We start from the raw sequence: 18,528 nt of genomic DNA on the forward strand, positions 1-18,528 counted from the left end.
GAGCGACAATTGTTCCGACCCGGGATCCTTTTGTTCGCGAGGAGGAGGAACCCCACCGATGTCCGCCACCCCGGCCATCGCGGCCCTCGGCAGCGCCGCGGTCGCACACACCGTGCATCGATACGCGCACGATCCGCGCTCGGATGCCTACGGTCCCGAAGCCGTCGCGGCGCTCGCCGCCACGCTCGACGTCGCGCCGGAACAGATCTTCAAGACACTCGTCATCGAGCTCGCTGGTGGCACCGTCGAGGCGACCGGGCGTCGCGGGCACCTCGCGGTGGCGGTGATCCCCGTTCCGTGCAAGTTGTCGCTGAAGGCGGCCGCCGCCGCGTTCGGAGCGGCGAAGGCCGCCATGGCCGACCCCAAGGACGTCACCCGCTCCACCGGTTACGTGCTCGGCGGGGTATCCCCGCTGTGCCAGCGCACCCCGCTGCCGACGGTGGTCGACGGTTCCGCTCAGCAGTGGCCGCAGATCTTCGTCAGTGCCGGCCGCCGCGGACTCGAGGTATCGCTCGCGCCGGCCGACCTGGTGGCGCTGACCTCGGCGGTCACCGCGTCCATCACGGCCTGAGGTCACCCGCCGGGTTGTGGTGCCACCGCGGTCAGCGCACGGTGTCGGCGCGGCGTGACAGCATGGACACCATGTGCGGACGCTATGCGGTGACCACCGATCCGGCGAAACTCGCGGCGGAGATCGACGCCGTCAACGAGGTGCCCGCCTCGCTCGACGCCTCGGAATCCGCCGACACGACGTCGGATTCGGGCGAGAACCCTGAGCGCGAACGGGCCCCGCGACCGCTCGGACCCAACTACAACGTCGCGCCGACGTCGACGGTGATGACCGTGGTCAAACGGCATGCCCCCGATGATCCCGACGACGATCCGCTGCTGCGCGTGCGCGCCATGCGGTGGGGACTGGTGCCGCCGTGGGCCAAGGAGATCGGCAAGGGACCGCTGCTGTTCAACGCGCGCGCCGAGACCGCCGCGCAGAAGAGTTCGTTTCGTGCGGCGGTGAAGTCCAAGCGGTGCCTGGTACCGATGGACGGCTGGTACGAGTGGAAGAAGGGTCCCCCCGACGCGAAGGGCAAGCCGACCAAGGTGCCGTTCTTCATGTCGCCGCGCGACGGCACCAGGCTGTTCATGGCCGGACTGTGGTCGGTGTGGCACGACAGGTCGGCGCCCGACTCCGCTCCCCTGCTGAGCTGCAGCATCCTCACCACCGACGCGGTGGGCGAGCTCCGCGAGGTGCACGACCGCATGCCGCTGATCATGCCGTTCGGCAACTGGGACGACTGGCTCGATCCCGACCATCCCGCCCCCGCCGACCTGCTCAATCCACCGAGCGATCAGGTGGCTGCGGCGATCGCGATCCGCGAGGTCGCACCGCTGGTGAACCGGGTGGCCAACAACGGTCCGGAGCTGCTCGAACCGGTGTGAACCGCGACATCGCCGCTCCCTCGGCTCGCCGCCCGATCACGCGTCGGGCACGAGCACCGCGGCACCGTCGAATCGTCCGGCCTGCAGGTCGGCGAGTGCCTCGTCGGCGCGAGACAGCGGATAGACATGAGTGGTGGCGGTCACGCCATAGCGGGCGGCGAGGTCGAGGAACTCGCGGCCGTCGGCGCGGGTATTGGCGGTCACCGACCGGATCTCCTTCTCGTAGAACAGTTCCCGCTCATAGTTCAGTGGCGGGACGTCGGAGAGGTGGATGCCGGCGATGGAGAGGATGCCGCCACGGTCGAGGGCGCGCATGGCCACCGGCACCAGTTCTCCCACCGGGGCGAAGGTGATCGCCGCGTCGAGCGGCACCGGCGGCGCGTCGTAGGCGTCACCGACCGACGCGGCACCCAGCGACCGGGCGAGATCACGCGCGCGTTCGCCACGCGTCATCACGTGCACCTCGGCGCCCTGCGCGATGGCGAGTTGGGCGCACAGATGCGCGCTGCCACCGAAGCCGTAGAGGCCCAGCCGTCCGCCGGGCGGCAGCGATGCACGCTTGAGCGCCCGGTACCCGATGATGCCCGCGCACAGCAACGGCGCGAGGGTGACGTCGTCGACCTCCTCGGGCAGGTGATAGGCGAACGTGGCCGGCACCGTGGTGTATTCGGCGTATCCGCCGTCGACATCCCAGCCGGTGTATGTCGATGCAGGACAAAGGTTCTCGTTGCCGCGGCGGCAATAGGTACACGTGCCGTCGGTGTGGTGCAGCCACGCCACCCCGACACGCTCGCCGATCGTGAATCCGGCGGCCTCGGCATCGGCGCCGAACGCGGCCACCTCCCCCACCACCTCGTGCCCGGGAGTGACGCCCGGCTGGTGCACGGGCAGATCGCCCTCGCTGACATGCAGGTCCGTGCGGCACACCCCGCACGCGCGCACCTTCACCAGCAACTCACCCGTGCCGGGTTGCGGCAGTGGTTTGTCCACGAAATCCAGTGGACGAGTCGAGATGGGTCCGGGTCGGTTGACTGCCCACGCGCGCATGCCTCCACTCTATTGCGCGCACCTCGTTGTCTACTTGATCGCATGGCCGCGCACATCACCCGTCACCCCTTCCGCGCAGGCGACGGTCCGCCGCTGCTGCGACTCGCGGTCAGCGCCGCGGTGGGCGTGGCGAGCGGGGTGACGATCGGGTTGATCGTGCCGCACGGGGCGGTGCTCGTCGGCTGGGCCATCGGGGCGTGGCTGTTCGTGTCATGGACCTGGCTGCGCCTGTGGCCGATGGACCACACCCAGACCAACGCCCACGCGTCGAAGGAGGAACCCACCCATGTGGGCACCTTCGTGATCGTGGTGGTCGCCGCGTTCGTGAGTCTGGTCGGGGTGGTGGAGGTGCTCGCCCACCGCGATCGCACCATCCTGATCTTCATCGCCCTGGTGTGCGTGGTGGCGTCGTGGGCGTCGATTCACACCATGTATGCCACCCACTACGCGCGCATGTACTACGGCGACGAACCGACCGGCGGCATCGACTTCCACCAGGAGGAGCCGCCCCGCTACAGCGATTTCGCCTACGTCGCCATCACCGTGGGGATGAGCTTCGCGATTTCCGACACCGACGTCGGCGCGTCGCGGTTTCGGCGGGTGATCGTGTTCCACGCACTGCTGAGCTACCTGTTCGGCACGGTCATCGTGGCGCTGCTGGTGAACCTGACCGCCAACATCGGGACCTGAGGTGGTCTCGACAAGCTCGACCAGCGGAAGGGCGCACCACCAGCGGGAGGGCACCACCAGCGGGGGGCGCCCGCCTCAGCGGTAGGCGTAGGCGTCGAGCGGGAAGGTGTCCATCTCGTGCAGGGTGGTCAGCGTCGAGTTCGGCCGCAGCAGGGTGGCTTCGCCGTGCGGGTCGAAATAGTAGCTGCGTGAGGTGGCACAGTCTCCGCGGTAGAACACCGACGACTGCAGACGTTCGGTGGCCTCGTCGAGGAAACGGGCGTTGGCCTCGTCGGTGACCTCGAAGGTGCGCGCGCCGCGACGGCGCAGCTCACCGAAGAGCCTGCCGATGTGCTTCATCTGGCCCTCGATGGTGGTGAAGTACGACAGCCCGCTGTAGGAGTAGGGACTGTTGAGCGACAGGAAGTTCGGGAACCGCGGCACGGTGATGCCCTCGTACGCCTGAAAACGGTTCTCGCGCCACCACTTCCCGAGATCCCTGCCGTCGAGTCCGACGATGTCGAGCGCGGGGAAGTTGGTGTCCCACAGGTCGAATCCGGTCGCGAGCACCAGGGTGTCGATCTCGATGCGCTTTCCGTCGCCGGTCACGATGGCGTCGGGTTCGACGTGTCCGATGCCCCCGGTCTCCAGCGCCACATGGGGCTTGGCGAAGGCCCGGAAATACTTGTTGGAGAACGTCGGACGTTTGCAGCCGAAGTCGTAGTCGGGGGTCAGCGCACGCCGCACGGCGCGGTCGGGGACCTGTGCCCGTAGATGCGCCTTCGACAGCAGCGCGGCCCCCTTGTTGCCGAGCTTGAACTGTTTGAACCGCAGCACGCCGAACACCATCAGCATCTCCAGCAGCGAGGTGTTCGCGAGTCTCGCCACGCGCTGTGTCAGCGGCACCCGCGCGAACAGTCGCTGCACGGCGCGCGGGATCGGAAAGTCGATCTTGGGCACCACCCAGATCGGTGTGCGCTGGAACACCGTGAGGTGTTCGGCGGTCGTCGCCGCCTCCGGGATCAACTGCACCGCCGTCGCCCCGGTGCCGATCACGGCCACGCGGCGACCGGTGAAATCGAAGCCGTCCTCCCACTTGGCGGTGTGCAGGATCGTGCCGGCGAAAGCGCCCAGCCCGTCGAAGTCGGGCATGTGCGGCTGGGAGAGAAACCCGGTCGCGGTGACGAAGTAGCGGCAGGTGCGGATGGACCCGTCGGCCGTGCGAACCACCCACATCCGGTCGTCCTCGCGCCATTCAGCGGCCTCGACGGCGGTGCCGAACTCCATGTGCCGTTTGAGGTCGTACCTCTCGGCGACATGACACGCATAACGTTTGAGTTCGGGACCGGGCGCGAACAGTCTCGACCAGTTGGGGTTGGGTTCGAACGAATAGGAGTACGTCACCGAGGCGATGTCGACGGCGAGGCCCGGGTAGTGGTTCACATGCCACGTGCCCCCGAGGTCGTCCTCACGCTCGAGGATCGCGATCGAGTCGATGCCCAGCCTCTTGAACTCGATCGCCGCGCCCATTCCGCCGAAGCCGGCGCCGACGATCACCACGTCGTGGTCGGGTTGCATCGGGCCCACCTCCCGGAGAATTGCCGTTACCGACACTCACAGTAATGCAGCTCACAGTAATGCAGCTCACAGAGCCGCGGCAATCGCCGGACGGCCCTCAGCTGATCGCCGACCCGTCGTAGAGCACGTCGAAGAACTGGGTGGCGACGAGTTGCTCGCCCTTTTCCCGGTTGATGCCGAGCTGTTTGCGGTAAGCGAGGACATGCTGCAGCGAGAGGGCCGAGTAGAGCAGCGGCAGGTGATCCTTGCGCTGGTCGTAGACGCCCTGGCCGCCCTTGGCCGCGGCGAGGTCGTCGTGCAGATGTGAGGGGTGCATCAGCGCGTCGCGCACGATGGCCGCCTTGATCATCTTCTTGCGGCCCGGCGGCACGACGACCAGCCCGGAGGAACCGGACACCGACGGGTTGAACAACGCCGTATCGAACTCCTCGGCCGTCGCGAGAGTGCATCCCGCGGTGGGTCGCGGGTTGCACTCCACCATGTGGTGCACCCCGTCGTCGGTCATCAGGAAGTCGAAACTGAGCTGGCCGTGCCAGTTGAGTTCGCGCGCGATCGTCTGCGCTGCGTGCAGCGACTCCGGCGAGTCCACCGATTCGAACACGATGCCGCCGCGGCCGTCGATGCTCAGCGGATGCTCGTAGCAGGAGTGCAGCACCACCTCGCCGTGATGCACCACGCTCCAGCTGCACCTGTCGACGCCGGTGAGGTATTCCTGCACCATCCACGGATCATCGGCCGACGGATGGATGTCGTCGACGCTGCTCTCGCCGGCCAGCGGGCCGGTGTTGGTGATGATGTCGAGCCCGCCGCGCCCGAAGGCCGCCCGCGCGAACCAATGGTCCCAGTGCTCGGTGGCGGCGCGCAGCTCGTCCTGGGTGGTCGCGGTGATCGATTCGGCCACCGGCAGCCCCAGTGTGCGACACAACTCGGCAAAGGTGACCTTGTCGTGTACCTGCCTGAGCACATCGAAGGGCGGGAAGAACAGCTCGAGGTCGTCGTGGCCGGCGGTGAGGCGGTCCCGGTGGTAGGCGAGGTAGAACACCTCCTCGAACATCGGCAGGAGCCAGTTGACCTTGTCGGTGTCGATGATGTCGATGACGGCGTCGATGAACGCCTCGGTCTCCTGCGTGGGCGCCGGCACGGTGACGTGCTTGGCGGCACCGCGGGAATGGCTACCCGGGGCCGCCCGGAACGTGTCCGACGCGATCACGGTGCGTCCGGTGACACCGAGCTTGTGGATTTCGTCGACCGCGAACGGCATGCGTGAAGTGGTGGCCAGGACCACGGGAGAGGTGTCGGACATCGGCTCAGAATAATCTGATTTGCCCGAACCACGGGTGGGGCACCGTGACAACGGCACGGAATACCACGCAGCCATGGCACGCTGACCCACATCATGACGGCCAAAGACACCGCTGCGACCGGAAGCGGTCCCGACACCTCGGCCGGCCGGTCCTTCGCGGCCGCGGTGGCCGCGTTCGCGGTGGTGATGATGGGCACCACCCTGCCCACCCCGCTGTACTCGATCTACGCGGCCCGACTCGACTTCGGGGTCACCACCACCACGGTGATCTTCGCGGTCTACGCCGCGGGCGTGATCGTCGCGCTGATCTGCTTCGGACGATGGTCCGACGTGCTCGGCCGGCGCCCCCTCCTGATCGCGGGGGCGGTGCTGTCGATGGCGAGTGCGGTGGTCTTCCTGACCGCGGGACCGGTATGGCAACTGATGATCGGGCGCGTGCTGTCGGGGCTGTCGGCGGGCATCTATGCGGGTGCGGCCACCGCCGCGGTGATCGAGTTCGCGCCGCCGGACTGGCGACACCGCGCACCGGCCATCGCCACCGCCGCCAACATCGGTGGCCTCGGTCTCGGCCCTCCGGTGGCCGGACTTCTCGCCCAGTACGCGCCCGCCCCGCTACGCCTACCGTTCGTGGTCGACCTGGCGCTGCTCGCGATCATCTTCGCCGGGATTCTGCTCATCACCGAGTCGGGCACCCGGCCGACCGGCGCCCGACTGTCGATCCAGCGACTGTCGGTGCCGCCGGAGATCCGTGAGGTGTTCGTCCGCGGCGCGATCGCGGCGTTCGCCGGTTTCGCCGTGATGGGCACGTTCACCGGGGTCACGCCCTCGTTCGTCGCGCACGTGCTGCACATCGACAACCACGCGGTCACCGGCGTTCTCGTGTTCCTCCTCTTCGGCGCGTCGGCGACCGCCCAGGTTCTCGGGCGGCAGATGCCGACCGACCGGGCACTGATCGCCGGGTGTGCCGTGCTGACCGCGGGCATGGCGCTGCTGGTTGCCGGGTTGCTCGCCGCCGCGCTGTGGCTGCTGGTGGCCGGCGCCATCGTCAGCGGCGTCGGACAAGGACTCTCGTTCAGCAAGGGACTCGCGTCGATCGTGGCCGCGAGCCCGCCGCAGCGGCGCGCCGAGGTGACCTCCACCTACTTCGTCGTCGCCTACGTCGCGATCTCGCTGCCCATCGTCGGTGAGGGCATCGCCGCCGCACACTGGGGGCTACGCACCTCCGGAGTGGTGTTCAACATCGCCGTCGGTGTGCTGGCGCTGATCGCGCTGGCATTGACCGTGATGGCGACTCGCCGTCGCAGTACGCAGGCGGAGTCCCCCGACGGCGCCTGAACCGCTCAGGAGTTGTCGGCGCCCACCCCGGCGGCGTGCAGCGCGTCCACGAGCGAGGTGAAGCGCTGGTTGCTCGCGAGATCCTCCACGAGCACCGCCTTTCCGTCGGCATCGGCCAGCGGGATGCTCCAGTTGGGGTACTGGTCGGCGTTGGTGCCCGGCTGATTCTGGATCCGGCGTTCGCCCACCGCGTCGACCAGCGCCACGCTGAGCAGCACCGACGGGCTTGCCGCAATGAGCTGATAGAGCGATTCGACGGTACGCGGATCGGTCGGCTCCACCCCGTCGGGTAACAGATGACGGTCGGTCGCCATGGCGACGATGGCGTTGCGATTGCGGGCGTCGCGTGCACGCTCGGTGTCCTCGTCGGCCTCGAGCAAACCCAACCGCGACTGCAGGTCGATGTGGTCACCGGCGAGGTAACCCACCGTGGGCGGAAGGTCGTGGGTGGTCACCGAGGTGAGACACAACTCGCGGTACTCCTCGGGCGGGATCGGGGCGTAGGGCCCGTGTTCGAACCAGAGGATCGACGTCCCGAGGATGCCGCGCTCGGCCAGGCTCCGCTGCACCGTCGGCTCGAACACACCGAGATCCTCGCCGATCACCACCGCCCCGGCCCGCTGCGCCTCGAGAGCGAGGATGCCGAGTAGCGCGTCGTGGTCGTAGTGGACATAGGTGCCGTCGGCGGGCGTCTTGCCGTCCGGGATCCACCAGAGCCGGAAGAGCCCGAGGATATGGTCCACGCGCAGCCCGCCGGCGTGGCGGAGCACGGTCCGCAGCATGTCGCGGTAGGGCGCATAACCGGCCTCGGCGAGGCGACCGGGATGCCAGGGCGGCTGATCCCAGCCCTGCCCCTGCTGGTTGAAGCCGTCGGGTGGGGCGCCGACGGTGGCCCCGCGCGCGAGGACGTCGCCGAGCATCCAGGCGTCGGCACTGTGGCGTGCCACCCCCACGGCGAGATCGGCGACCACCCCGATGCTCATGCCCGCCGAGCGGGCGGCGTGCTGAGCGGCGGCGAGTTGCTCGTCGCAGATCCACTGCAGCCACATGTAGAACTCGACGCGGTCGGCGAGTTTGCGACGTTTGCGTTTGATCACATGCTTGTCCAGCAACTTGGTCGACCACCGCGGGTCATCGGGTTCATAACGCTCGGCCAGTGCGCACCACGTCGCGAAATCGCGCAATCCGCGACCCTCACGCTTGCGGAACGTCCGATAGGCGTCGGCCCGGGCAGCACTGCGCGGGACCTGATGAACCAGCTCGAGCACATCGAGTTTGGCCCGGTAGGACTTGTTGCGTTTGATCCGTTCGGCATCCAGATTGTCGGCGAAGAACGCCTTCTCCAACCCGCGCAACGCCTTTCGTTGCTGCTTGGGGAGATCGTCGAACTCGGGGACGTTCGCCACGCGGATGTAGAGCGGGTTGACGAAACGCCGCGTGATCGGCAGATACGGCGACGCCTCGATCGGCGCGCGCGGCACCGACGCGTGCAGCGGATTCACCTGGACGAAGTCGGCTCCGTAGGTGCTCGCCGCCACCTCGCAGATGTCGGCGAGGTCGGCGAAGTCGCCGACGCCCCAGGAGCCGGCCGAACGCACCGAGTACAACTGGATCGCCAGTCCCCACCGCTGGGCGCCCAGCAACTCGTCGGCGGTGGACAGGCGGCGCGGGGTGACGATCAGCGGGGCCTGGGCCTGCAGGTCGCGGGCCGGGTTGACCGCGATGATCTCGTGATACCCGTACGGGAGGTCGTCGGGAACCGCGAAGCTGGCCCGTCCGGTCAGCACGTCGTCGACGACGCGGGGCGCAACCCAGATGTCGAGCTGATGCGGGGTGACGATCTCGCCGGCTTCGGTGCGGATACACACCGCGACCGGATCACCGTGCGGCACATGGATTTCCACAACCGCGCCGGTGCCCTCCGTCACCACCGTGACCGGGGGGAGAAATCTGCGCCACGGTGCGTCGTCGAGGTCGAGCAACGACTGTTCCACCTCGGCGTCGGTTGAGGCGGCGATGCCCAGCGAGTCGAGGACGCTGACAAGTGTCTCCCGACTCACCGCGTGGTAATTCTCGTCCCAGCCGGTGTATCCGGTGGTCACTCCGCATCGCCGGGCGAGTTCGGCGAGCCCTTCGCTCACGTCGGTCGTCACGTCAGCATCGTCTCACCGATCGGAGCGGGCCGCGCGCCCGTGACCGCCGACCCGTGCTTGCGCCCCCGCCGGACAGGCAGTTGAATCAATGTGACCCGCATCACCATTCTCGTATCGGGAGGTACCGATGACCGACGACACCCTCTCCCTCGATCCCTCGCGGACCGCACTCGTGCTGATCGAGTACCAGAACGAGTTCGCCACCGAGGGCGGCGTTCTGCATCCGGCGGTCGCCGAGGTGATGGCGGCCACCGGCATGCTTGCCAACACGGTGACGCTGGTGGACAAGGCCCGCGCGGCCGGTGTGACGATCATGCACGCACCCATCACCTTCGCCCCCGGATACGGCGAGCTCACCCGCCACCCCTACGGCATCCTCAAGGGAGTCGTCGACGGTAACGCGTTCGTCAAGGGTTCCTGGGGCGCCGACATCGTGGACGATCTGCGGCCTGCCGACGGCGACATCCTCATCGAGGGAAAGCGCGGACTGGACACGTTTGCCAGCACCAACCTCGATTTCATCCTGCGCAGCAAGGGAATCGACACCATCATCCTCGGCGGCTTCCTCACCAACTGCTGTGTCGAGTCGACGATGCGGTCGGGTTACGAGAACGGCTACCGCGTGATCACGCTGACCGACTGCACCGCGGCGACCTCGACGGCCGAGCACGACAACGCGATCTCCTTCGACTATCCGATGTTCTCCCGGCCGGTCGAGTCCGCCGAGGTGCTCGCCGCACTGTGATCATTGCGCGGTGATCATTGCGCGGTGATCATTGCGCGGTGATCATTGCGCGGTTCAGCGCGCGACACAGCGAATCGGAACGGCCGGATCGAGGGCGTGCATCGCCAGGGACTGGGCGCGTGGCGAATACGTGAAATCGGTGTGGTCGGTGTGGTCGCCGGTGCACCCGTCCTGGATGACGACGTTGTGTACCGTCGCCCCGGGCCCCGCGGCGAGGAAGGTCGACGTGTAGGGCGTGGTGATCTCGTCATAGCGACTGGCAAGCGCGGTGTAGGCGATTCCCGGCTCGGTGTCGCCGCCACGGTTCAGCGTGGTGATGAACTTCGAGCCGACCTCTTGATCGGCACCGGCCGCCCCGGCGGCCACCATCACCTCGGGTCCGACGTCGATCCCCACCGACCGCGCCCACTGCTGCATGTTCACCAGACCGTCGAACGTGGTGCCGTGATTGGTCGCGACCATGGTGACCACCCGCGCCACCCGACCGACACCACCGTGAAACCGGAGATAGTCCCGGGCGATGACCCCGCCCTGGGAATGACCGATGAGGTCGACCTTGTCCGCGTGCGTGGCCGCGCGGACCCGCGCCACGAAGGCGGCGAGTTGGGCGGCGCTCTCGTCGACCGGACCGGCGCCGTATTCGCCGCCGTTCTGCGCCGCCGGTACTCCCCCACCCGCGTCGGCGGGGAGAATGCCCACATTCGGTGCGAACACACAGAATCCGAGCGCGGCCAGCTTCGGCGCGAGGCCTGCCCAGGTCTGATATGCCGACTCCCACGTCCCGTGCACCAGGACCACCGGATTCGGATGGGCGGCGGTGGGCCGGCATCCCCACGCGTTGGCGCCGGGCGGATTCGCCTCCGGATGCGGATACGCCGCCGCCGATCGGAAGGTGCTCGCGGTGGGGCCCGACCCCACCGGATCACGCGAGACGCTGACGAATGCCGCATGCGCGGGCGGTGCGCACAGGGCCAGCGTGGCGAGAGCGGCGCCACCCAACACCGCCGCCGACCGCATGCGCGCACGCTGCGCAGAGGTGTTGTGCGCCAACAATGTCCGCGTTCTCCAGAACTTCCGAAATGCCATGTCGCTCCCCGCATCGTGGCTGACGTATCGATCGCGATGAGCCTATGCCCGTTCCCCGCGACGACGACCAACGATGCGTCGCGATCGTGGCGATCGCGTGGCGATGGCCGCCCTCTCGTTCCCGGTGCCGTGTGTCCCCGAACACCTCGGTGTCGGCGAATCGTTCAGGGCTACAGCACTCAGGGACCGAACAGCACGCCGGGGTTGAGCAGTCCGGCCGGATCGAGGGCATCCTTGATCATGCGCATGGTGTCGAGGTCGACGTCCGAACGACCCAGGCCGACCCACGCCGCCTTCGCGCGCCCGATCCCGTGTTCCGCGCTGAGGCTGCCACCGCGGGCGGTGACGATCTCGAACACGGTGGTCGTCACCGACTGCACCGCGGACTCCGGCACGTCGAGCAGATTGACGTGGATGTTGCCGTCGCCGATGTGGCCGAAGAGGATCGGGCGGCACGGGTGATCTACCCGGGAGGCGATCGATGCGAGTTCATCGAAGGCCGCGGGCAGTTCCCGCAGCGGTACCGAGATGTCGAGTTTGACCACCGGTGTGGCCGAGGAACGCGCGATCGATTCGGTGTGGCTCTCCCGCACCTGCCACAGCGCGCGCGCAGGTCCGGCCTCGAGTACAGCGTCCACGACGCGATCGCAGTTCTCCAGGATCTCCACGACGGTTTCCTCGAGAGCCTCGGGCCCGGATAGCTCGATCAGTGCGTAGAAGGGTGCCGGTGTGGCCACCGGACTGCGGGCCCCGTGCTCGCGCACGAGGTCCACACCGTCCTGGGTCATGATCTCGGCCGCCTCGACGGTCAGCCCGCGTTCCTGTGCGGCCCCGATCAGCTCGATGGCGCCGGCCACCCGATCCACGGCCGCAACCAGCACCACGGTGTCGCCCAGGACCGGCACCAACCGGAACAGGACCGCGGTGACGATCGCCAGGGTGCCCTCGCTGCCGGTCAGCAGACCGGGGATGTCGTAGCCGATGTTGTCCTTCACCAACGACTTCCATCGCCGGAGGATCGCACCGTCGGCGCGCACGGCCTCGATGCCCAGGACCTGGGCGCGCGTATTGCCGTGCCGGATCATCCGCACCCCGCCCGCGTTCGTCGACACCACGCCGCCGGCGGTGGCCGAGGCGCGCGAGGCGAGGTCGACGCCGAAGGCCAGCCCGGCCTGCGCCGCGGTCGCATCGAGCGCCTCGATCGTGACCCCGGCCTGGACCCCGACGCACCGGCCCACGGTGTCGATGTCCCCGATGTCGGTCATCCGGGTGGTGCTCAGCACCACCAGCGGCCCGCTGCTGTCACTCGGCGGCACCGACCCGCCCACCAGTCCGGTGTTGCCCCCCTGCGGGCAGATGGCGACCCCGGCCGCCGCACAGACCCCGACCACGCGGGCCACCTCCTCGGTGGTGCGCGGACGCAGCACGGCCAGCGCGGTGCCCGTCCAGCGTCCGGTCCAGTCGGTCAGGAAACCCGCCATCGCGTCGGGATCGGTGAGGACGTGCGAATCACCGACGATCTCTCGGAGTGAATCAAGGACGGAAGCATCAGAGGCGTGCACCGCCCGATTGTCCCCCGATCAGGGCGTGATCGCCTCGTCGATCGGCAGGTCGCCGTCGTTGAACTCGATGAACATCCCGGTTGTCGACGGCTCTGCGATGACCGCGGCCGCGACCTGTGCCACATTGTCGCGACTGGCACTGCCCTTGGTCCAGGTTCCCTTGTGCGTCACGTCAATTCGTCCGGTGCCCGGGTCGTCGGTGAGCCGGCTGGGTCCCAGGATCGTCCAGTCGAGATCGGTGCCCTTGAGGTATTCGTCGGCCTGCGCCTTGGACTCGGCGTAGGCATAAAAGGGATCATCTTCTGGCACACCGTGGTCGGGGCCCGCGCCGAAGTAGGAGACCATGATGTACCGGCGCACACCCGCCGATTGCGCGGCGTCCATGGAACGGATGGCCGCGTCGCGGTCGACTGCGTAGGTGCGCGATGCCTCGCCCCCACCGGCGCCTGCCGACCACACCACCGCCTCTTGGCCGGCGAGTACCGATGCCAGGCCGGCCACATCGAGTTTCTCGACGTCGGCCACCAACGGGGTGGCCCCTGCCGCGGTGACATCGTCGGACTGTGCTTCCGAACGGATCACCGAGGTGACCTTGTCACCGCGGTCGGCCAGAATCCTGGCCAGCCGCAATGCCACCTTGCCGTGTCCGCCGATGATGATGACCTGCGTCATGATGTTCTCGTTCCGTCGGTGAGAGTCGGTTCGCTTTCCAACGTACCGACCTGTTCCCGACGGCCCTGTTCCCGACGGCCCTGTTCCTGACGGCCCTGTTCCTGACGGTCCTGTTCCTGACGCCGGGACCGCGTCACACCTTGGATCGGCCGCGGATCATTCCCACGATCCACAGCAGCAGGCAGGCGCCCGCGAGGCAGGTGAGGAAGCTGAAGATCAGGCCGCCGCCGGACACGTCGACGCCGAACAGCTTCAGAATCCAGCCGCCCACCAGGCCGCCGACGATACCGACGACGATGTTGAGCAGGATGCCCATCTGATCGTCGGTCTTGAGGATCTTGCTCGCGATCCACCCCGCGAGACCGCCGATGATGATCCAGCCGAAAAAGCCGAGTGCGAGCATTTCTGCCTCCCAGAATGTCGTCGTGGTGCACCGAGGTTACCCCGCAGACGGACCGCCGCGGCAGTCTTTACGGTTCGATTACTTAGCATCAAGCAACTATATTTGGGTGGTCGTTCACCCCTTCATCACCGAGAGCCGGTCACCCATGCCCAGTGTTTCCAGTGACACCGCCGGAGCCGCCACCATCGGAACCGACACCACCGACGTGGCTGCGCTGCACCATCACCTCGTGCGCATCACCCGCTCGCTGCGCACCAGCGGTACCGGCAACCTCAGCGCGGGCGTCGCGTCGGCGCTGTGGTCGGTGATCGGCCACGGACCGCTGCGGCTTTCCGAACTGGCAGAACGTGAATCGGTGACGATGCCGACCATGTCCCGCATCGTCGCGGGGCTCGAACAACAGGGACTCGTGGCGCGCACGCCCGATCCCGAGGACGGTCGCGCGCGTTTGCTCGTGGCCACCGACGCCGGGACCGAACTCATCCGGAATGCCCGGTCGGCAAAGGCGCAACTGCTCGCCGCCGCGATCGGCAGGCTCGACGCGGCCGAGCAGGAGGAGGTGGTGCGCTCCGTCGAGACACTGGCCGACGCATTGTCGGACACCGTCTGCGAGCGAACCGTCCGCACCCCGTCCACCACCGACCCCCGATAGGCACACGAGGACACCGATGACTGCCAGCGCCGCACCGGCCTCCACCGCCGGCACACCCGCACACGATCCGCACTACAAGTGGATCGCCCTGTCGAACACCACGCTCGGCATGCTGATCGCCACGATCAACTCGTCGATCGTGTTGATCGCACTACCCGACATCTTCAAGGGCATCCATCTCAACCCCCTCGAGCCGGAGAACACCAGCTACCTGCTGTGGATGATGATGGGCTTCCTCGTGGTCACCGCCGTCCTGGTGGTGAGTTTCGGTCGTCTCGGCGACATGTTCGGCCGCGCACGCATGTACAACATGGGGTTCCTGATCTTCACGATCTCGTCGATCTTTCTGGCGATCACCTGGTTCGACGGAAGCGAAGCAGCCATCTGGCTCATCTTCTGGCGCGTCATCCAGGGCGTCGGCGGCGCGTTCCTGATGGCCAACTCGTCGGCCATCCTCACCGACGCGTTCCCGGCCAACCAGCGCGGCCTGGCCATGGGCATCAACGGCGTGGCCGCCATCGCCGGCTCGTTCCTCGGTCTGCTGATCGGTGGTGTGCTCGCACCCATCCAGTGGCACTACATCTTTCTGGTGTCGGTGCCCTTCGGAGTCATCGGCACCATCTGGGCGTACCTGAAGCTGCGCGACACCGGTGTCCGCAAGCACGCGAAGATGGACTGGTGGGGCAATCTCACCTTCGCGGTCGGATTGGTCGCGATTCTCGTGGCGATCACCTACGGCATCCAGCCCTACGGCACGTCGAACATGGGCTGGACCAATCCATGGGTGCTCGCCGGACTCATCGGCGGCGCACTCGTGCTGGCGATCTTCGTCGTCATCGAAGCCAGGGTCGACAGCCCGCTCTTCGAGCTGTCGCTGTTCCGCAACCGGTCGTTCGCGTTCGGCAATCTCGCCAACCTCATGGCGTCGATCGGTCGGGGCGGGCTCCAGTTCCTGTTGATCATCTGGCTGCAGGGCATCTGGTTGCCCCAGCACGGCTACGACTACTCCCGGACCCCACTGTGGGCGGGCATCTACATGGTGCCGATGACCATCGGCTTCCTGCTGAGCGCACCGTTGTCGGGAGCGCTGAGCGACAAGCTGGGCACCAAGTGGTTCACCACGATGGGCATGCTCATCACGGCGGGCACCTTCGCCGCACTGATCGCCATCCCGGTGGACTTCACCTACTGGGTGTTCGCGCTGATCCTGCTCATCAACGGCATCGGCATGGGTCTGTTCGCATCACCGAACCGCGCCGAGGTGATGAACAGCCTGCCGATCACGTCGCGCGGTTCGGGCGCCGGCATGATGACGACGTTCCAGAACGCCGCGATGGTGCTCTCGATCGGCCTGTTCTTCTCGCTGATGATCGCGGGCCTCAGCCAGCACCTGCCCACGGCGATGTACAGCGGCCTCACCGCGAACGGTATGCCCTCGGCAGCGGCGAGCGAGATCTCACACATCCCGACCGTCGGCATCCTGTTCGCCGCGTTCCTGGGCTACAACCCGATCCAGATGGTCGCCGGTCCGGCGCTGCAGGGCCTGCCGCAGGCCAGCGTCGAGCACCTCACCGGCCTGGAGTTCTTCCCGCACCTGATCAGCGACCCGTTCTCCGACGGCCTCACCGCAGCGTTCACCTTCGCACTGATCTGCTGCGTGCTCGGGGCCATCGCCTCCCTCTTCACCGGAGGGCCGCAACGGCCGATGGTGGAAACGTCGATCGACGACACCACGGGCGAGCAGAGCGGTCGCGATCAGGCCGGCACCGGCACTCGGCCGGCAGAGTCGCTGGGCGAGGAACTGGCAGCGGTCGCCGCCGACGTCGGTGAGGTGCCGGCCGAGTTGGTGTCGCCCGAATCGTCGCGACGCACCTGACCGGGCCCGCGTAAAGTTGTCGCCGGTACATCGGGGCCCCCGGGGTTCGTGCCGGGTCCGTCGAACCCCCGATGCGTTACGTGCACACAGACGATGATCGGATGGGCGGCCCGCTCGCGTACGCGATGATCTCCACGTGGGAATACGGCTGCTGCGGAACCACTCCCGCCGAAGGCGTCACTGTCACCGGCACCCTGACCGCCTCCCCCGCCGGCACCGACGACTTGTTCGTCGCGCCCGCGATCACCGGTTGGGATCGGGATCTGGAAGTGGCGCGATTCGGCGCGGTGTCCGCACACGTCGACCCCACCCACCTCGACCCTGCGCTGGGCGATCCTCATGGCAGGCGGTTCGTCCTCGCCCTCTCCTGGCATGCCGACCAGGGAGTGGATCCGGAGGTCAGCGCGGTCGTGCGCGAGGTGTACACCACCGAGCAGGACTACCGCCCCGGCGAGAACGGCTGGGTGGCGATCCCGGGCACCCGGAAACACACCCGGGTGCCCGCTGCCGAACGTTTCGACGTGTTCGATACCGGCACCCGCACCGACGGCGTGGGCCACGGCAGCGCGGCGACGGTCGTCGGATTCGATGTGCTGGCACTGCGAGAACCGACCGCGGCCGATATCGAGGCATATCACGGTCGGCAAGAACGCGCGTCGCGCACCGTGCACCTGACGGGGCGGCCGGAGGCGTTCGGCGAGTTGCTCCCGGGCGAGGGGTCGACGATGACCGTCGACCTCGACGACCCGCGCATCGACGTGGACGGGTCGAGTTCGGCGGCAACCGGAGTCGTCAGGGGAAAGGCGCTGCAGGTCAGTCGGATTCGGGTTTCCGGGGCCGGCTGGTCGGCGCTCGCCACAGTGACGCCGCACACCCCGGCCACCGACCTCGAGGGCGACACCGTGTTCATCCGCCTGCTGATGGAGCCGTCGTGACGGCCGCCGAGCCGGTCGGCAGCACGATCCGCGTCTCCGTGGCCGAATCGGAATTCGGTTGTTGCGGAACGGTTCCGGCCACCGGCGCGGAGCTGTCGGGGACGCTGTCGGCGTACCCACTCGGGGACGTGGGCGACTCCTGGCGGGCAGTGCCGGTCCTCGGCTGGGACACCGAGGACGGTCTGGTCCGCACGGGTTCGGTTTCGGCCTACCTGAGCCCGCACTGCGGCGATCCCTTGTCGGTGCCGTTGGCATTGGGCCTCTCATGGCACACCGATCACGATCGGGCACCCGCCGTCCGTGGGATCGTCGAGGCGGTGTGGACGACGTCTCACTGTGTCCGCCGGGTGCGCGGGCAGTACGTTGCGGTGCCGGGGACCGAAACCCGATGCCAGGTGATGCGTGCCGGTGATGACCCGCGATGGGACGAGTCGGGATGCGAGGCGTCGAGATGTGACGAACCGTCGGACCCGCACTGGACGCGAGTGCACGGTGCAACCGTCGTGGATCTGCGGATCACCGGCTACACGCCGCCCCGATCTCGAACACCGCGGCCAACCGAGTCGATGCGCCGCCGGATATCCCTCTCCGACGAGGTCGTGGACGTCATCGGGCCGCCGGTCGCATTCGGGTCCGGGGTCCCTGCCGTCGGCGCGCGAGTCATCCTCGATCTCGACGACGAACGCCTGACCGTTCCGGGTATCGCCGAGCCTCGCGGTCGACTGGACGGAACGGTGGTGGACGTGCGCGCCGCACGCGAGATCGGGGGCGGATGGGTGATGGACTCCGATGCGCCGCCCTCCGGTCCCGGCGCGTTGCTGTGCGTCTCTGTTCGTCAGCTACCCGACGACGATCGCGACGACCGGTAGAGCATGTAGCCGCCGTATCCGGCCAGTGCGATCAGCGCAACCCAGAAGAGTCCCTTGAGGAGCGGGCCGATCATCGCAAGCGCCAGGAGCGCGACCACGATGATGCCGAGGATCTTCCAGAAGCCGAGTCCCGAACCGTTGGGTTTCTGCGGGTCCCCGGATGTGTGCGGAGTGGTCATGTCGGTGTCTCCCTGTGTTGTTGCCAT

At 67.7% G+C, this 18,528-nt stretch carries 18 protein-coding genes; 9 read left to right on the forward strand and 9 right to left on the reverse strand.

Annotated features, from left to right (window positions below; all coding sequences use genetic code 11):
- Positions 1 to 58: 58 nt before the first annotated feature.
- Together ACWDSI_RS07775 and ACWDSI_RS07780 are read left to right on the forward strand one after the other, a co-directional pair.
- A complete protein-coding gene (locus ACWDSI_RS07775; RefSeq protein ID WP_449756188.1) occupies positions 59 to 571 on the forward strand; it encodes an aminoacyl-tRNA deacylase in 513 nt (170 codons plus the stop codon).
- Positions 572 to 642: 71 nt separating this feature from the next.
- Positions 643 to 1,437: an SOS response-associated peptidase gene (locus ACWDSI_RS07780; protein ID WP_449756189.1), complete on the forward strand. Its 795-nt coding sequence runs from the start codon at positions 643 to 645 to the stop codon at positions 1,435 to 1,437.
- Positions 1,438 to 1,473: 36 nt separating this feature from the next.
- On the opposite strand, the gene ACWDSI_RS07785 is transcribed toward ACWDSI_RS07780, so the two are convergent.
- Positions 1,474 to 2,484, reverse strand: coding sequence for a zinc-binding alcohol dehydrogenase family protein (locus ACWDSI_RS07785; RefSeq protein WP_449756190.1), 1,011 nt, complete (start codon positions 2,482 to 2,484; stop codon positions 1,474 to 1,476).
- Positions 2,485 to 2,526: 42 nt separating this feature from the next.
- Here ACWDSI_RS07785 and ACWDSI_RS07790 point away from each other — a divergent pair, with 42 nt between their 5' ends.
- The gene (locus ACWDSI_RS07790) at positions 2,527 to 3,174 is read left to right on the forward strand and encodes a DUF1345 domain-containing protein (protein ID WP_449745337.1); all 648 of its coding nucleotides are present in this window, start codon (positions 2,527 to 2,529) and stop codon (positions 3,172 to 3,174) included.
- Positions 3,175 to 3,249: 75 nt separating this feature from the next.
- Here ACWDSI_RS07790 and ACWDSI_RS07795 read toward each other — a convergent pair whose 3' ends face one another.
- Both ACWDSI_RS07795 and ACWDSI_RS07800 read right to left on the reverse strand, forming a co-directional pair.
- Entirely contained in the window at positions 3,250 to 4,731 is a 1,482-nt protein-coding gene (locus ACWDSI_RS07795; RefSeq protein ID WP_449756191.1) for a flavin-containing monooxygenase, read from the reverse strand.
- Between the two features lie 97 nt (positions 4,732 to 4,828).
- On the reverse strand, positions 4,829 to 6,034 hold the full coding sequence (locus ACWDSI_RS07800) for an ATP-grasp domain-containing protein (protein WP_449756192.1): 1,206 nt from the start codon (positions 6,032 to 6,034) through the stop codon (positions 4,829 to 4,831).
- 93 nt (positions 6,035 to 6,127) lie between these two features.
- On the opposite strand from ACWDSI_RS07800, the gene ACWDSI_RS07805 reads away from it, so the two are divergent.
- Positions 6,128 to 7,369 (forward strand): MFS transporter, encoded by a 1,242-nt coding sequence (locus tag ACWDSI_RS07805; RefSeq protein ID WP_449756193.1) that lies wholly within the window; start codon positions 6,128 to 6,130, stop codon positions 7,367 to 7,369.
- 5 nt (positions 7,370 to 7,374) lie between these two features.
- Here ACWDSI_RS07805 and malQ read toward each other — a convergent pair whose 3' ends face one another.
- Entirely contained in the window at positions 7,375 to 9,522 is a 2,148-nt protein-coding gene (gene malQ / locus ACWDSI_RS07810; protein WP_449756194.1) for a 4-alpha-glucanotransferase, read from the reverse strand.
- Between the two features lie 127 nt (positions 9,523 to 9,649).
- Here malQ and ACWDSI_RS07815 point away from each other — a divergent pair, with 127 nt between their 5' ends.
- Positions 9,650 to 10,267, forward strand: a complete 618-nt coding sequence (locus ACWDSI_RS07815) for an isochorismatase family cysteine hydrolase (RefSeq protein ID WP_449756195.1) — start codon at positions 9,650 to 9,652, stop codon at positions 10,265 to 10,267.
- A gap of 54 nt (positions 10,268 to 10,321) precedes the next feature.
- Here ACWDSI_RS07815 and ACWDSI_RS07820 read toward each other — a convergent pair whose 3' ends face one another.
- The 4 genes from ACWDSI_RS07820 to ACWDSI_RS07835 form a co-directional block, all read right to left on the reverse strand.
- Complete coding sequence (locus ACWDSI_RS07820; protein ID WP_449756196.1) at positions 10,322 to 11,353, reverse strand: esterase/lipase family protein; 1,032 nt, start codon at positions 11,351 to 11,353, stop codon at positions 10,322 to 10,324.
- Between the two features lie 179 nt (positions 11,354 to 11,532).
- A complete protein-coding gene (locus tag ACWDSI_RS07825) occupies positions 11,533 to 12,915 on the reverse strand; it encodes an FAD-binding oxidoreductase (RefSeq protein ID WP_449745344.1) in 1,383 nt (460 codons plus the stop codon).
- Positions 12,916 to 12,933: 18 nt separating this feature from the next.
- Positions 12,934 to 13,587 carry an SDR family oxidoreductase gene (locus ACWDSI_RS07830; protein WP_449745345.1) on the reverse strand — a complete coding sequence of 218 codons (654 nt, stop codon included), beginning with the start codon at positions 13,585 to 13,587 and terminating at the stop codon, positions 12,934 to 12,936.
- Between the two features lie 133 nt (positions 13,588 to 13,720).
- Positions 13,721 to 13,990, reverse strand: a complete 270-nt coding sequence (locus ACWDSI_RS07835; protein WP_449745346.1) for a GlsB/YeaQ/YmgE family stress response membrane protein — start codon at positions 13,988 to 13,990, stop codon at positions 13,721 to 13,723.
- Positions 13,991 to 14,096: 106 nt separating this feature from the next.
- Between ACWDSI_RS07835 and ACWDSI_RS07840 the strand changes: the two genes are divergently transcribed.
- The 4 genes from ACWDSI_RS07840 (at position 14,097) to ACWDSI_RS07855 (ending at position 18,322) form a co-directional block, all read left to right on the forward strand.
- Complete coding sequence (locus tag ACWDSI_RS07840) at positions 14,097 to 14,642, forward strand: MarR family winged helix-turn-helix transcriptional regulator (protein ID WP_449756197.1); 546 nt, start codon at positions 14,097 to 14,099, stop codon at positions 14,640 to 14,642.
- A 16-nt stretch (positions 14,643 to 14,658) separates the two neighbouring features.
- Positions 14,659 to 16,518, forward strand: coding sequence for an MFS transporter (locus ACWDSI_RS07845; RefSeq protein WP_449745348.1), 1,860 nt, complete (start codon positions 14,659 to 14,661; stop codon positions 16,516 to 16,518).
- A gap of 101 nt (positions 16,519 to 16,619) precedes the next feature.
- Entirely contained in the window at positions 16,620 to 17,453 is an 834-nt protein-coding gene (locus ACWDSI_RS07850) for a DUF6578 domain-containing protein (protein ID WP_449745349.1), read from the forward strand.
- Positions 17,450 to 18,322 (forward strand): hypothetical protein, encoded by an 873-nt coding sequence (locus ACWDSI_RS07855; RefSeq protein ID WP_449745350.1) that lies wholly within the window; start codon positions 17,450 to 17,452, stop codon positions 18,320 to 18,322. Before ACWDSI_RS07850 ends, ACWDSI_RS07855 begins: the two co-directional genes overlap by 4 nt.
- Here the strand turns inward: ACWDSI_RS07855 and ACWDSI_RS07860 are convergent.
- A complete protein-coding gene (locus ACWDSI_RS07860; protein ID WP_449745487.1) occupies positions 18,289 to 18,501 on the reverse strand; it encodes a hypothetical protein in 213 nt (70 codons plus the stop codon). The genes ACWDSI_RS07855 and ACWDSI_RS07860 overlap by 34 nt on opposite strands.
- Positions 18,502 to 18,528 lie beyond the last annotated feature (27 nt).

The organism is Gordonia sp. NPDC003429, from assembly GCF_053588575.1.